The organism is Marinobacter flavimaris (assembly GCF_045057155.1).
Lineage (GTDB): Bacteria > Pseudomonadota > Gammaproteobacteria > Pseudomonadales > Oleiphilaceae > Marinobacter > Marinobacter manganoxydans.
Genome location: NZ_CP171359.1, coordinates 780,657 through 795,141 on the forward strand (window position 1 = coordinate 780,657; position 14,485 = coordinate 795,141).

The 14,485-nt window shown below is 58.9% G+C and carries 13 protein-coding genes; 9 read left to right on the forward strand and 4 right to left on the reverse strand.

Features of this window, described 5'->3' with window-relative positions:
- The first annotated feature begins 36 nt into the window (after positions 1-36).
- Genes ACGK9W_RS03715 through ACGK9W_RS03730 form a run of 4 tightly spaced genes read left to right on the forward strand, consistent with a single transcriptional unit; the run spans position 37 to position 3,001 of the window.
- Entirely contained in the window at positions 37-663 is a 627-nt protein-coding gene (locus tag ACGK9W_RS03715) for a methylthioribulose 1-phosphate dehydratase (protein ID WP_405419097.1), read from the forward strand.
- Positions 660-1,220, forward strand: a complete 561-nt coding sequence (locus tag ACGK9W_RS03720; RefSeq protein ID WP_008172914.1) for an acireductone dioxygenase — start codon at positions 660-662, stop codon at positions 1,218-1,220. Before ACGK9W_RS03715 ends, ACGK9W_RS03720 begins: the two co-directional genes overlap by 4 nt.
- Complete coding sequence (gene mtnC, locus ACGK9W_RS03725; protein ID WP_219119814.1) at positions 1,217-1,909, forward strand: acireductone synthase; 693 nt, start codon at positions 1,217-1,219, stop codon at positions 1,907-1,909. Before ACGK9W_RS03720 ends, mtnC begins: the two co-directional genes overlap by 4 nt.
- 36 nt (positions 1,910-1,945) lie before the next feature.
- A complete protein-coding gene (locus tag ACGK9W_RS03730; RefSeq protein ID WP_108019089.1) occupies positions 1,946-3,001 on the forward strand; it encodes a DUF3080 domain-containing protein in 1,056 nt (351 codons plus the stop codon).
- A gap of 7 nt (positions 3,002-3,008) precedes the next feature.
- Here the strand turns inward: ACGK9W_RS03730 and ACGK9W_RS03735 are convergent, their stop codons facing one another.
- Genes ACGK9W_RS03735 through arsC form a run of 4 tightly spaced genes read right to left on the reverse strand, consistent with a single transcriptional unit; the run spans position 3,009 to position 6,278 of the window.
- Positions 3,009-4,826: a GspE/PulE family protein gene (locus ACGK9W_RS03735; RefSeq protein WP_288365776.1), complete on the reverse strand. Its 1,818-nt coding sequence runs from the start codon at positions 4,824-4,826 to the stop codon at positions 3,009-3,011.
- A gap of 20 nt (positions 4,827-4,846) precedes the next feature.
- Positions 4,847-5,218, reverse strand: coding sequence for a DUF2069 domain-containing protein (locus ACGK9W_RS03740; protein ID WP_008172908.1), 372 nt, complete (start codon positions 5,216-5,218; stop codon positions 4,847-4,849).
- Between the two features lie 57 nt (positions 5,219-5,275).
- Positions 5,276-5,881, reverse strand: coding sequence for an NAD(P)H:quinone oxidoreductase (gene wrbA / locus ACGK9W_RS03745; RefSeq protein ID WP_008172906.1), 606 nt, complete (start codon positions 5,879-5,881; stop codon positions 5,276-5,278).
- A 43-nt stretch (positions 5,882-5,924) separates the two neighbouring features.
- On the reverse strand, positions 5,925-6,278 hold the full coding sequence (arsC, locus tag ACGK9W_RS03750; RefSeq protein ID WP_008172904.1) for an arsenate reductase (glutaredoxin): 354 nt from the start codon (positions 6,276-6,278) through the stop codon (positions 5,925-5,927).
- A gap of 68 nt (positions 6,279-6,346) precedes the next feature.
- Here arsC and ACGK9W_RS03755 point away from each other — a divergent pair, with 68 nt between their 5' ends.
- From ACGK9W_RS03755 to ACGK9W_RS03775, 5 genes are all read left to right on the forward strand, one after another.
- A complete protein-coding gene (locus tag ACGK9W_RS03755; RefSeq protein ID WP_008172901.1) occupies positions 6,347-6,814 on the forward strand; it encodes a TlpA disulfide reductase family protein in 468 nt (155 codons plus the stop codon).
- A gap of 45 nt (positions 6,815-6,859) precedes the next feature.
- Complete coding sequence (gene dnaE / locus ACGK9W_RS03760) at positions 6,860-10,342, forward strand: DNA polymerase III subunit alpha (RefSeq protein WP_053114905.1); 3,483 nt, start codon at positions 6,860-6,862, stop codon at positions 10,340-10,342.
- A 139-nt stretch (positions 10,343-10,481) separates the two neighbouring features.
- Positions 10,482-11,435 carry an acetyl-CoA carboxylase carboxyl transferase subunit alpha gene (gene accA, locus ACGK9W_RS03765; RefSeq protein ID WP_008172897.1) on the forward strand — a complete coding sequence of 318 codons (954 nt, stop codon included), beginning with the start codon at positions 10,482-10,484 and terminating at the stop codon, positions 11,433-11,435.
- Positions 11,419-12,768: a tRNA lysidine(34) synthetase TilS gene (gene tilS, locus ACGK9W_RS03770; protein ID WP_288365775.1), complete on the forward strand. Its 1,350-nt coding sequence runs from the start codon at positions 11,419-11,421 to the stop codon at positions 12,766-12,768. The genes accA and tilS overlap by 17 nt, the downstream gene beginning before the upstream one ends.
- Before the next feature lie 87 nt (positions 12,769-12,855).
- A complete protein-coding gene (locus tag ACGK9W_RS03775; RefSeq protein WP_008172892.1) occupies positions 12,856-14,484 on the forward strand; it encodes a CTP synthase in 1,629 nt (542 codons plus the stop codon).
- Position 14,485: the final 1 nt, after the last annotated feature.

Genomic DNA, 14,485 nt, shown 5'->3' on the forward strand with positions numbered 1-14,485 from the left:
AGTGTCCCAAGCGCTCTGAACCCCGGGAGAGAACTCGTGTTTGATGTAACCCGATACGCCGTCGCCGCGGATGCGATTGTGCAAGCCGGTCGATTCCTTTACCAGCAGGGTTGGTCGCCCGCAACGAGCAGTAACTATTCTGCCCGCATTGATGCCGAACACATCGCCATTACTGTTTCAGGCCGTCACAAGGGACAGCTCGGGGCGGGTGATGTCATGGTGGTCGATCTGGCCGGCCGGCCGGTACAGAGCGACTGTCGCTCCTCTGCAGAAACAAGGCTGCATACGGTGCTGTATGAGGTCTTTCCCGAGGTGGGCGCGGTTCTGCACACCCACTCGGTGAAGGCAACGGTGCTCAGTCGTCTGCTTGAGCCCGGCCAGCCACTGGTGCTGGAAGGCTATGAGCTGCAGAAGGCGTTTACCGGCGTTGAGACCCACGAATCAGTTCTGACGGTTCCGGTGTTCGACAACACCCAGGACATTGACGCGTTGGCGGAGCACACTCGCGAATGGTTCCGGGAGCATCCGGAACAGCCAGGCTACCTGATTCGTGGCCATGGCCTGTACACCTGGGGCAAAACCATGGCCGATTGCCTGCGCCATGTCGAGGCCTTTGAATTCCTGTTTGAATGTGAGCTTGAAACCATGAGGGTTCGCCCATGACTACCCTGAGTATCTTCGACCAGAGCCAGCCCGAAAAGGCACGCAAAGTGACCGGGAATCCTGAAGAAATACGGGAGCTTCTGGCCCGCCACGGTGTGCGCTATGAGCAGTGGCCAACGAAAGATCTACCGGCTGACGCCTCCCAGGAAGACATCCTTGAGGCCTACAGCGAGGAAGTCTCGAAACTGAAGCACGAATGTGGTTTTCAGACCGCAGATGTGATCAGCCTGAACCCGGACAATCCGCAGAAAGACGCGTTCCGGCAAAAGTTCCTGGATGAGCACACCCATAGTGAAGACGAAGTTCGTTTCTTTGTCCGTGGCCAGGGTCTGTTTTACCTGCACTTCGGCAACGAGGTTTTCGCCGTGCTGTGCCAGAAAAACGATCTGATCAGTGTGCCCGATGGCACTCGTCACTGGTTTGATATGGGCCCGGAACCTGCGTTTACCTGCATTCGCCTGTTCACCAACCCCGAGGGCTGGGTGGCGGACTTTACCGGTGAAGACATCGCCGGTCGCCTGCCTCGCTATGAGGCGCTGGCAGGAGCGGCCGAATGATCCGGGTTGTGCTCACGGATATCGAAGGCACCACCAGCTCTATTTCGTTTGTGCACGATGTCCTGTTTCCCTATGCCAGCGAGCACCTGCCGCGTTTTGTCCGTGACCAGCATCAGGACAGCCCGGCTGTGTCTGAGCAACTGGACGCAGTGGCCGAGGTTTCAGGCGTTGCGCGTGAGGATGTCGAAGGGCTAATCCAAGTGCTTGAAACCTGGATCAGGGAAGACCGCAAGGAAACCTCTCTAAAGACGCTGCAGGGCATGGTCTGGGAGCAGGGATATCAGCAGGGAGAGTTGAAAGGGCACATCTATGCTGACGCAGCCGACTACCTTCAACGCTGGCATGATCGGGGGCTGCGTTTGTTCGTATATTCATCAGGTTCGGTGAAAGCCCAGAAGCTGATTTTCGGTTTTACCACGGAAGGCGATTTTACGCCGTTTTTCTCGGGCTACTTCGATACCCGTATCGGTGGCAAGAAAGAGACCGTTTCATACCGGAATATTCTGTCTGAGTTGGGCGTCGAGGCCTGCACGGTGCTGTTCCTGTCTGATGTGGAAGCTGAACTGGAGGCAGCCGAAGAAGCCGGCATGCAAACTGCCTGGCTTGTTCGCGAGGGAGATCTGCCGGAAACCGAACGTTTCGTTGCCCGTGATTTTGCGGAGGTCGATACCCTGCTGCAAAAGCGCTAGGCCCAGGGCTTTTTAACGCCATCGCAGGAGGAATGAATGCCCGGAACCGGAATTTGCAGAATCTTTGCGCCGGTTCTCGCCGTGCTTCTTGCCGGTTGCGACCCGTTCTCGGATGCGCGTCCCATGATGGACGAGTATGTGGAGCGGGTGGCCCGCGTGTTGGAAGCCGATCCCGAGTTTTCTGACATTCCCTCCGCCAGCCAGCTTCCCCGCCGCCGTGACCGTGTGCTGACCATGCCCGAACTAGACATGGGAATGCTCGATTTTCTATCGCTCTACGGCTGTGAACTCCAGTACGTTGTTGGTGAGAAAAACTCGGTGATGGGGCGGGTTATGCAACCCCTGAACCGCCTTCGTTATGAAATCCGGTTTATCGAAGCGGCCAGGGACTGTCTGCCGGATATAGAAGATGAAGAATTTGCCGAAGAGCTTGCCGGTGGTATCGACAGCAAGCTTGAATCCCTGCCCATTGCTATCTGGAATGCCACCTGGGGCGTCGAAGAAATCGAAAAGCTGTTTACCCTGGCCAAGGGCTACTATCCCGTAGCGCCAGAGGGCAATCCGGTGTCTGATCTCGCCCTTGATATCGACAGCCTGAACGCAGCAGTGGCCCGTTTGTACTCTGAAGATCTGGCGGTTTCCCTCGACTTTGCCGGCGACGTTCATCAGCGCTGGCAGGCAGAATACCGCGCCGGTCAGTTGATCAACAGTGCGCTTCTTCTGACTGCAAGGCTGAAGGACGGGACGGCATTGCTCAAGCAGAGAATTGAAGGCAAGCCTCTGTGTATTAACGGCCAGCCGAACAACCAGTCGGATATTGTTCAGAGTATGTTTTTCAGTGTTTATATCGAAAAGATCCAACCCTATATGAGCACTGTGACCCAGGGACGGGTGGCGCTCATCGAGCCGTTCGAGCAGTTGGCGGAAATGCAGCGGGCGGTCATGCCAGAAAGTTTCGCCGGCTGGTATGAGCGGCATCTCTCACAGAGCGCCGAGGCCAGCCTGTGGCGGGAACTGGACGTGGCCATGATGGCCCACACCAAAGCCTGGCAGGAATTACTGGGCCAGTGCGGATTGCGCCCGGGAGCCTGACCCTCATTCAGCGCTGGCTTTCCGGCGTCACCCTCAGAATCTCTTCCACCGTTGTCTGGCCGGCGGCCACTTTCTGTGCACCACTCAAGCGCAGGGATTTCATGCCTTCCTTGTAGGCATCCAGCCTCAGCTGCTCCAGCTCGCAATGGTCGGTGATCTGTCTGAGCAATGCGCCAGATAGCGTCATGATTTCGTACACGCCTGCACGCCCAAGATAACCGGTGTTCCGGCACTCCAGGCACCCCACAGGCTGATAGAACTGCTTGGGAACGGGCGCTTTCCAGGGCCGGGTGAGAGTTTGCCAGGCCTGCTCATCAGCGGGGCCAGGGGATTTGCAGTGAGGGCAGAGCGTTCGGGCAAGCCGTTGTGCCATCACGCCCAGTACCGTGGCCCGAATCAGGTAAGGCGGAATGCCCAGTTCCATCATCCGGGTGATCGCACTCGGAGCGTCGTTGGTATGCAGGGTCGAGAGCACCAGATGGCCAGTGAGGGCGGCCTGAACCGCCATTTCCGCCGTTTCCAGATCGCGGATCTCGCCGATCATGATGATATCCGGGTCCTGACGCAGCAGCGCCCTTACGCCGGCTGCAAAGGTCAGGTCGATATTGGTCTGAACCTGCATCTGGTTGAACGCCGGCTCCACCATTTCGATGGGATCCTCGATGGTGCAGACGTTTAGCTCGGGCGATGCAATCTGTTTCAGGGTCGAATACAGGGTCGTGGTCTTGCCGGAACCAGTGGGCCCGGTGACAAGGACGATGCCGTGCGGGCGGGATGTGATTTCCTGCCAGCGCTGGCGGTCTTCCTTGCCGAATCCCAGTTGCTCGTAGGACTTCAAAAGCACATCTGGATCAAAGATCCGCATGACCATCTTTTCGCCAAAGGCAGTCGGCATGGTGGCCAGACGCAGTTCCACCTCCCGGTTGTCGGGTTTGCGGGTCTTGATACGACCGTCCTGGGGGCGGCGTTTTTCCGCCACATTCAGGCGACCGAGGATCTTGAGGCGACTGGTCACCGCCACGCCTACATGCTCGGGGAACTCATAAACGTTGTGCAGAACGCCGTCGATCCGGAACCGGACCTGGGTGACCGTGCGGCGGGGCTCGATGTGAATATCCGAGGCGCGCTGGTCGAAGGCGTACTGGAGCAACCAATCGACAATCTTGACGACGTGCTGGTCATTGGCGTCCGGATGTTCGCTGGCGCCAAGATCGAGCAGCTGCTCGAAATTCTGGTTGCCGGCAACACCCGGGCCCTGGCTGCCGCTGGCCTTGCTGACGGAATTGGCGAGCTGGTAGAACTCCACGGTGTACCGGCGGATATCCTCGGGATTGGCGACAACTCGCCGGATATCCTTGCGAACGGCCTGTTGAAGGTTCTGCACCCAATCGCTCTTGAAAGGTTCTGCGCTGGCGATCAGCACCTCATCGGCGCCGATCTCAACGGCCAGGATGCCATGGCGCTGCGCAAAGGCGTAAGACATCACCCGGGCAATGGCGGGTGTGTCGATCTTGAGGGGATCAATATGGTAATAGGGTTGCCCCGCCCAGTCGGCCAGCCAGTGAGTCAGCCGATCCAGATCCAGGGTACGACCGCTCTTCTGGCTGGTCAGCGCGGCAATCGCCACCAGTTCCAGCGGGTGGCGCCTGCCTTTCTGTCCGTCGCCGGTTGCCGCGCCCAGGTTGGCCGACAACACCCGCTCTGCGTCTTCCTGGCTGATTTCCCCGCTGGTAACAAGCGCGGTGCAAACATCTCTCAGGGTCAGGGTACTTCTGGGCGGCGCGGGTGGCCGCTGCACCGTTCCGGAGTTGCTTGTGTCAGCCATAGAGGGTCAGTTCCAGGTCTTCAGGGTGTGTTTCCGTCTGCCACCGGCCGGTTCACCTTCAGGTGAATCATGGCAACAGTGAACAACAGGAAGGTCAGTACCGTCAAAATGACCGGCCCCGGGGCGCCTTCGCTCAGCCATGCCGAAACAACGGCCTGAGTGAAGTAGAAGATCACCACGAAGGACATCCAGATATAGCCCCGATTGTGACCGCGAAAGACCGTGACCGCAAAGGGCAGAAGCGGGACCAGTTTCACCGCCAGCATCAGGGGTATTGAAACACCCTCGACGGGAGCCGGGTAGAACGTGGTAATCAGCAGGGTGGCAAGCACGCCGATGTAAAGGGCGATCGTCGCCCGCACAGTGATGCGGGCCTTCGGGTTGTTCAGCATAGTGTGTTCCGGAGTCGGTAAGTGTAAAGCAAAGTACGTCCTGCGCCCGGTCGCGTATCAGTCAGCGAGTTTCAGCGCCAGTCGCGCCAGACGTTCGCCGAAGGCCTGGCACAGGGCTTTCTCATGCGTGCTCAGGGGTTGCTGTTCGCCGGTTCCGGCCCAGTGGGTAGGGCCGTAGGGTGTGCCACCGGTGTCCGTTTCGCCGAGACTCTTCTCCGAGTAGGGGAGACCACAGACCACCATGCCATGATGCAGCAGCGGCATCATCATGGTCATGAGAGTCGTTTCCTGCCCGCCATGGAGGCTGCCGGTAGAGGTAAACGCGCCCGCCGGTTTGCCTTCCAGGGTTCCGCTCAGCCAGAGGTCGCCGGTCGTGTCGAGGAAATGCTTCAGGGGCGCTGCCATGTTGCCAAAGCGGGTGGGGCTGCCGATGGCCAGACCGGCGCAATTTGCGAGATCGGATTTGCTGGCGTAAGGCGCTCCAGAGTCCGGAACTGCGGGCAGGGACGCTTCCGTGTCCGGTGAAACCGGCGGTACCGCCCGCAACCTCGCTTCCATGCCTGTTACCCGGGCCACGCCACGACCAATCTGGCTGGCCAGCTCCGCAGTCTGGCCTGTGCGGCTGTAAAATAGCACGAGAACATAGGGCAATTGATCGGACATCTTCAGAGATCCTTCTGATCTGGCTGGAGGAGATTGTTGGGCGTTACAGGATCGAGAGAACGTTTTCCGGTGGCCGGCCAAGTGCTGCTTTGCCGTTGGCGGTCACAATCGGTCGTTCAATCAGTTTCGGTGTTGCTACCATCGCGGCGATGAGTTGTTCGTCGCTCAGGTCGGGGCTGTTCAGGCCCTGTTCTTTATACTCTTTTTCTTTCGTGCGCATCAGTTCGCGGGGGCGAAGATCCAGTGCGTTCAGGATATCCTTGAGCTCCTGCTCTGTCGGTGGTGTTTCCAGGTAGCGTATAATCTCTGGCTCAATTCCCCGTTCGGTAAGCAGTTCAAGGGTTTGGCGGGATTTCGAGCAGCGAGGGTTGTGGAAAATCCGGGTGGGTTCTGTCATCTTCGTGCCTGATTGTCTGAATGGAGTCCACGATTTCTGTGGCCGGTAGTCTAACAGGAGGTTTTCCAGTGCAGTACCCTGATTCTGTCCGTAGGCGTTCCGGCCTGCATGTTCTGGCCGTGGCGCTGCTCATTCTGGCGATGTCCGGCTGCCAGAAAATCGAGCTTGAGCGGGCAGAAGGCACAAAACTGAACTGGGACACCTTGCGCGGCCAGTGGGTGTTGGTTAACTACTGGGCGGAATGGTGCAAACCGTGCCTCGAAGAAATTCCCGAGCTCAATGAGCTGGACAAGGCGCCCGACATTACCGTACTAGCCGTCAATTTTGATGGGGTGCGGGGCGACGCATTGGTCGAACTGGGCGAGCGTATGGGGATTGAATTTACCATGCTGGCGGACGATCCAGGGCCGGGGTTCGGCTGGAAGTTACCGGTCGCGCTGCCTGCCACTTTTCTGGTTAATCCGGGCGGCGATCTGGTCGAGACCCGTTTTGGACCCCAGACCGAAGAAGAACTCCGGGCCGTGATCGGCGGTTGAGCCGGCCGCCCCAACTGAATTACACAGCAGGAATAACCTGACGTTATGTCGCAGACTTTTGTACACCTCCGCGTCCATTCCGAATACTCCATGGTGGATGGCCTGGTCAGGGTTAAACCGCTGATAAAGCGCGTTGCCGAGCTGGGCATGCCGGCTGTTGGCCTTACCGAGCAATCCAACATGTGCTCGCTGGTTCGCTTTTACAAGGCGGCCATGGGCGCGGGCGTCAAACCCATCATTGGCGCCGATCTGTGGCTGGAAAATCCCGACGAGCCCGAGAATCCGTTCCGCATCACGCTGTTGGCGCGAGATAACGACGGTTATCTCAACCTCACCGAAATCATTTCCCTGGGGTATACCGAGGGGCAGCGGTTTGGCAAGCCGATCATCCAGCGCAAATGGCTTGAGGCTCGGCCGAACGGTTTGATTGCGCTCTCTGGTTCGAGAATGGGCGATGTGGGCAAGGCTTTGATGGCGGGCAAAACGGAATTGGCCCGCGAGCGCGCCCGTTACTGGATGGATTTGTACCCGGATAGCTACTACCTCGAGTTACAGCGCACCGGTCGTCCAGGAGACGAAGACTGCCTGCACCTGAGTGTTGAGCTGGCCGGTGCTCTTGGCCTTCCGGTGGTTGCCACTAACGATGTGCACTTCCTGGAGGCGGAAGACTTTGAGGCTCACGAGGCCAGGGTCTGTATCGGTGAGAGTCGTACCCTGGATGATCCGCGCCGTGATCGCCGCTTCAGTGACCAGCAGTACCTGCGCAGCGCCGATGAGATGATCGAGCTGTTCAGCGACATTCCAGAAGCAATCGAGAACACCGTGGAGATTGCCCGGCGCTGCTCGGTGAAGGTTCGGATGGGTGAGTATTTCCTGCCCAATTACCCGATTCCCGATGGCATGACCATGGACGACTATTTCCGGAAGGTCTCCGAGGAGGGGCTGGAAGAGCGGCTGGCCAAGACCCTCAGCAAGGACGATCCGGAATACGATGCCAAACGCGAGGCCTACTACAAGCGCCTGAACTTCGAGCTGGATATCATCATCCAGATGGGGTTCCCGGGCTACTTCCTGATCGTGATGGACTTCATCAAGTGGGCCAAGAACAACGGTGTGCCCGTGGGGCCAGGCCGGGGTTCCGGTGCCGGCTCGCTGGTGGCCTACGCCCAGCTGATTACTGACCTGGATCCACTAGAGTATGACTTGCTGTTCGAGCGTTTCCTGAACCCGGAACGGGTCTCCATGCCCGACTTTGACGTCGACTTCTGCATGGAAGGCCGGGACAGGGTAATCGAGTACACCGCCCAGAAGTACGGGCGAGAGGCGGTGTCGCAGATCATTACCTTCGGCACCATGGCGGCGAAGGCGGTTGTGCGGGACGTTGCCCGGGTTCAGGGCAAATCCTACGGTCTGGCTGACAAACTCTCCAAGATGATTCCCTTCGAGCCGGGCATGACCCTGGAAAAGGCTCTGGAGCAGGAACCACAGCTGGTCGAATTTCTCGAGAACGACGAGGAAGCCCAGGAAATATGGGAAATGGCCCTGAAGCTTGAGGGCGTTTGCCGGAACGCCGGTAAACACGCCGGCGGCGTGGTGATCGCGCCCACCAAGATCACCGATTTTTCGCCCCTGTACTGCGACGACGAGGGCGGAAGCCTGGTGACCCAGTTCGACAAGGGCGACGTGGAAGACGCCGGGCTGGTGAAGTTCGACTTCCTGGGCCTGCGGACGCTCACGATCATCAAGTGGGCGCTGAACATGATCAATCCACGCCGGGAAAAGAAGGGCATGCAGCCGCTCGACATCAACGAGATTCCGCTGGATGACGTGCCCTCGTTCGACATGCTCAAGAAAGCGGAAACCACGGCGGTGTTTCAGCTGGAATCCCGGGGCATGAAGGACCTGATTCGCCGTCTGCAGCCAGACTCACTGGAAGACATGATCGCCCTCGTGGCCCTGTTCCGGCCGGGGCCGCTGCAATCGGGCATGGTGGACGACTTTATCGACCGTAAGCACGGCCGCCAACCCATGTCCTTCCCGCATCCGGATTACCAGTATGAAGGCCTGAAGCCGGTTCTGGAGCCCACCTACGGGGTTATCCTGTACCAGGAGCAGGTCATGCAGATCGCCCAGGTGATGGCCGGTTATACCCTTGGTAATGCGGACATGCTGCGGCGCGCCATGGGTAAGAAAAAGCCCGAGGAAATGGCCAAGCAGAAGCAGTTTTTCCTGGATGGCTGTGAGCAGAACGGGATCAACACGACCCTGGCCGAAAACATCTTTGACCTGGTAGAGAAGTTTGCCGGCTACGGCTTCAACAAATCCCACTCCGCCGCCTATGCACTGGTGTCCTACCAGACACTCTGGCTGAAAGCCCATTACCCGGCAGAATTCATGGCCGCGGTACTGACTGCCGATATGCAGAACACCGACAAGGTGGTCACGCTGGTAGAAGAGTGCCGGAACATGAAACTGGATCTTCTGGTGCCAGACGTCAGCCGTTCGGAATACACCTTTACCGTCAACGACGAAGGCCAGATTGTGTATGGCCTCGGTGCTATCAAAGGCCTGGGCGAGGGCCCGATTCAGAGCATCGTGGAAGGTCGTGGCGATGGCGAGCCCTATCAGGATATTTTCGATTTTTGCCGACGCATTGACCTGAAAAAGGTCAACAAGCGCGCCATGGAAGCGCTGATCCGGTGCGGCGCCATGGACAAGCTTGGCGCCAGCCGGGCTCAGTTGATGGCCAGCATCGATAAGGCCGTGCAGCAGGCCGGCCAGCAATCCCGTAACGAGTCCGTCGGCATGATGGATATGTTCGGCGAAATGCTCGAGGCCGGTGATGGTGGCGATCCCTACGAGGACGTGGCCGGCATGCGCGAGTGGCCCGAAAAACAGCGGCTGAAAGGGGAGAAAGATACCCTGGGGCTTTACCTCACCGGCCACCCGTTTGATGAATACGAGAAAGAGGTTCGGCGGTTTGTCCGGTCCTCCATCGCCGATCTGAAGCCGAACAAGTCACCCCAGCGCGTCGCCGGTTTGGTGGTTGCCCAGCGCACCATGAAAACCCGCACCGGTTCCACCATGTGTTTCATCACCCTGGACGACAGGAGTGCGCGGATAGAGGCGACCCTGTTCTCGGAAGCCTTCTTTGAGAACCGGGAACTGTTGCAGTCAGATCAGGTGATTGTCGTGGAAGGGCAGGTTAGCCACGACGACTATTCCGGCCAGATGAAGATGCGGGTGAGCTCGGTGATGGATGTCGCGAGCGCTCGTCAGCAGTTTAGCCGAGGGTTGAAGCTCAACCTGCACGCCGATCAGCTGCAGAACGGACTGCTGGAGAAACTGGACACCACCCTGAGGCCGTTCCGCTGTGATGGCAGTCCGGTCTGGATTGAGTACAGCAGCCCGGAGGCGTCCACCCGGATCGAGCTGGGTGAATCCTGGCGGGTGCAGCCGGATGACAACCTGCTACTGGAGCTCCGTTACCTCGTAGGCGACCAGTCGGTAGAACTGGTCTATGATTGAGTAAGCTGAAAATTAAAAGTTTGTCAGATAGCGGACTCATACCAATGTCCGCTTTAGCCACTGACCGGGCGCTGCTATCTTTGTGTAAATTCTGGTTTGGCGGAGCATTTTCCCGCCTGGCAAAAAATGATGGAACATCATGAACCCTAACTATCTGGATTTCGAACAGCCAATCGCCGACCTGGAAGCCAAGATTGAAGAGCTTCGGATGGTTGGCAATGACACCGACATCAATATCACCGACGAGATCACCCGGCTGAAGAAAAAGAGCGTCAGCCTCACAGAGAGCATTTTCTCCGATCTCAAGCCCTGGGACGTTGCCCGACTGGCTCGCCATCCCCGCAGGCCCTACACCCTGGACTACATCGAATCCATGTTTGAGGATTTCGATGAACTGCACGGTGATCGCCGTTATGCAGACGACCTGGCGATCGTAGGGGGTACTGCCCGGCTGGACGACAAGCCGGTAATGGTGATTGGTCATCAGAAGGGCCGGGAAGTGCGGGACAAGGTAAAGCGCAACTTTGGTATGCCGCGCCCTGAGGGCTATCGCAAGGCCCTGCGCCTGATGGAAATGGCCGAGCGGTTCAAGATGCCCATTCTCACGTTCATCGACACGCCGGGTGCCTATCCCGGCATTGGTGCGGAAGAGCGTGGGCAGAGTGAGGCCATTGCCTTCAACCTGGCCGTGATGTCCCGCCTCAAGACACCCATTATCTCCACGGTGATCGGTGAGGGCGGTTCCGGTGGCGCGTTGGCCATCGGTGTCTGTGACCAGCTGAACATGCTGCAGTATTCCACCTACGCGGTGATTTCCCCAGAGGGCTGTGCGTCGATCCTCTGGAAAAGTGCCGAATACGCTGCCCAGGCGGCGGAGGCCATGGGTGTTACGGCTGACCGGCTCAAAGATCTGGGGCTGGCGGATAACGTGGTAACCGAGCCCCTCGGCGGTGCTCACCGCAACCCTGAAAAAATGTCGGAATCCCTCAAAGAGGTTCTGGCGAAAGGCGTCGCTGAGCTCAGCCGCCTGCCACTGGATGAGCTGGTATCCCGCCGCTACGAGCGGCTGACCCGCTATGACACCGGGCGCTGAGCCCGGTTCCGGATTCCACTGGCCGGAGGCCCTGTGTGCCCCGGTCAGAGAACTCCCCGATCACACCCGTCTTTGGGTCGCCCTGAGCGGCGGCCTCGATTCCACCCTGTTATTGCACCTGGCAGCCCACTGCCATGGCTGTTCCGGCGCTGTCCGGGCGATCCATATCAATCATCAGCTTCAACCCAATGCATCGGATACCGAGTCGTTCTGTCGCGGTGAATGTGAGCGACTTGGCGTGCCGCTTGTGGTTGAGCGGGTAACCGTCGATGGTGGTCGTAGCTCGGGTGCGGGTATAGAGGAAGCTGCCCGCAAGGCCCGCTATGCCGCCCTCGAGGCGCTGGTCGGGAAGGGCGACCTGGTCTTGATGGCTCACCATGGGGATGACCAGGCGGAAACCGTTCTGTTCCGGATGCTCAGGGGCAGCGGTGTGGCCGGGCTCGCGGGCATGCCGGCCAGTCGTGAGCTGGGCACCGCGACCCTCGTCCGGCCCCTGCTCGGGTTTGAGAGGGCCGAACTCGAGCGCTGGGCCCGGGTCGCTGGCCTGTCATGGGTTGATGACCCCAGCAATACCGACCAGCGATTTGACCGGAATTTTCTCCGTCACACTGTGTTGCCGCTCTTGCGGGATCGCTGGCCGGGGTTGAATCGCAGGCTGCGGCACACGGCGGAATCCTGTGGCGAGAGCGAAGCGCTGAACCGCAAACTGGCCGCTTTGCAGTGGCAGGCAATCGGCGGCGACCGGGACCGTCTCCCCGTTGATGGCCTGAAAACACTGCCTCTGGCGGAGCAGAAGAATCTGCTACGTTGGTGGGCACGGGAACGCGGGTTTCATGCGCCCACCCCTGGTGACTGGCAGCAGGTCATTCGGGACCTGCTGTTTGCCGCAGAGGATCGGGAGCCGGAGTTCCGGTCCGACGGTTTCAGTCTGCGGCGTTTCCAGGGTGATCTTTGCCTCGTTCCCGACCGCGGCCCTTTACCGGACGCTCCGGTCGATCTCGAGCCGGGGGATGGTGTCGCGTGGGGAGAGTGGTCCCTCAGGTTGGAATCTGTCGTTACCCCGGAACAGTCGTTGCCGCCAATACGGATATTTACGAGGCAGGGTGGCGAGCGGGTCCGTTTCCGTCCCGATGGGCCGTCCCGTTCGCTCAAGAAATGGCTGCAGGAAGTCGGCGTTCCACCCTGGGAAAGGGCCCGTCTGCCGCTGGTTTTCGCGGGTTCCGGGGACGCAGCAGAGCTCATTGCCATTGGCGATTTATGGTGTTCTGAACAATACTCGGGAGGCGCCCATGCCGCCGGTTGGCGGCTGGTCATAGAGCGGGAATGTGATTGAGTCAATGGGGCCTTTCTGGTAGTCTGGCGTCCCATCTTGAGATGACAATCTCCCTCCTTCACCGAACCAGACAATCACGGAATCTGCATGACGCGTTATATTTTCGTCACCGGCGGTGTCGTGTCCTCCTTGGGGAAAGGTATCGCATCAGCCTCTCTGGCTGCGATCCTCGAGGCACGCGGCCTGAAGGTCACTATTCTCAAGCTGGACCCGTACATCAACGTGGACCCCGGCACCATGAGCCCGTTCCAGCACGGTGAGGTTTTTGTCACCGAGGATGGCGCGGAAACAGACCTCGATCTGGGCCACTACGAGCGCTTCATCCGCTCCCCGATGAGCAAGCGCAACAACTTCACCACCGGTCGGGTGTACGAGGAAGTAATCCGCAAGGAGCGCCGTGGCGACTACCTGGGCGGAACTGTGCAGGTAATCCCCCACATCACTGACGAGATCAAGCGCCGGGTCGTTGAAGGTGCCGCTGGCGCCGACGTAGCGCTGATCGAGATTGGTGGCACGGTAGGCGATATTGAATCCCTGCCGTTCCTCGAAGCCTGCCGGCAACTGAAGGTTGAAGTCGGTCCCCAACGTGCACTTTTCATGCACCTGACCCTGGTTCCGTACATTGCCACTGCGGGTGAGATCAAGACCAAGCCCACCCAGCACTCGGTCAAGGAAATGCGCTCTATCGGTCTGCAGCCGGATATCCTGCTGTGCCGCTCCGAGCACGAGGTGGACGCCAGTTCACGTCGCAAGATTGCCCTGTTCACCAACGTCGAAGAGCGGGCCGTTATTCCTCTCCAGGATGCCAAATCCATTTACGCCATTCCTCGCATGCTCTATGAGCATGGCCTGGATCAGCTCGTTATCGAACGATTCGGCCTGGATGCACGTCCTGCGGACCTCAGTGAGTGGGACAACGTTGTTGAATCACTGATGAATCCCGAGCAGGAAGTGACCATTGCCATGGTTGGCAAGTACATGGAGCTTCTCGACGCGTACAAGTCGCTGATCGAATCCCTGCTGCACGCCGGCATCAAGACCCGCACCAAGGTCAATATCAACTACATCGATTCCGAAGACATCGAGCGTGATGGCACCGGTGCGCTGGCCAGTGCCGACGCGATTCTGGTGCCGGGCGGTTTCGGTGAGCGCGGCGTGGAAGGCAAGATCCGCACGGTTCAGTATGCCCGTGAGAACAAGGTGCCTTACCTTGGCATCTGCCTGGGTATGCAGGTTGCTGTAATTGAATACGCGCGGAACGTGGCCGGCCTGACCGACGCTCATAGCACAGAATTCCGCGAGCACACGCCGGAGCCGGTGGTGGGCCTGATCACCGAATGGCTGGATTCCACCGGAGAGCGCGAAGAGCGTACGGAAGAATCTGATCTTGGCGGGACCATGCGTCTCGGCGCCCAGGATTGCGTGCTTACCGAAGGTTCCACCATTGCCAACTGCTATGGCAAGAAAACCATTCGCGAGCGTCATCGCCATCGTTACGAGGTCAACAACCACTTCCTGCCAAAGTTGGAAGAGGCCGGTCTTCAGATCTCAGGTCGTTCGACCGATGGTCGTCTGGTCGAAGTGGTTGAAGCGCCGGATCATCCCTGGTTTGTCGCCTGTCAGTTCCATCCGGAATTTACTTCCACGCCCAGGGACGGCCACCCGTTGTTCAAAGGCTTTGTTGAGGCAGCACTGGCCTGCAAGAAAGGATCCTGAG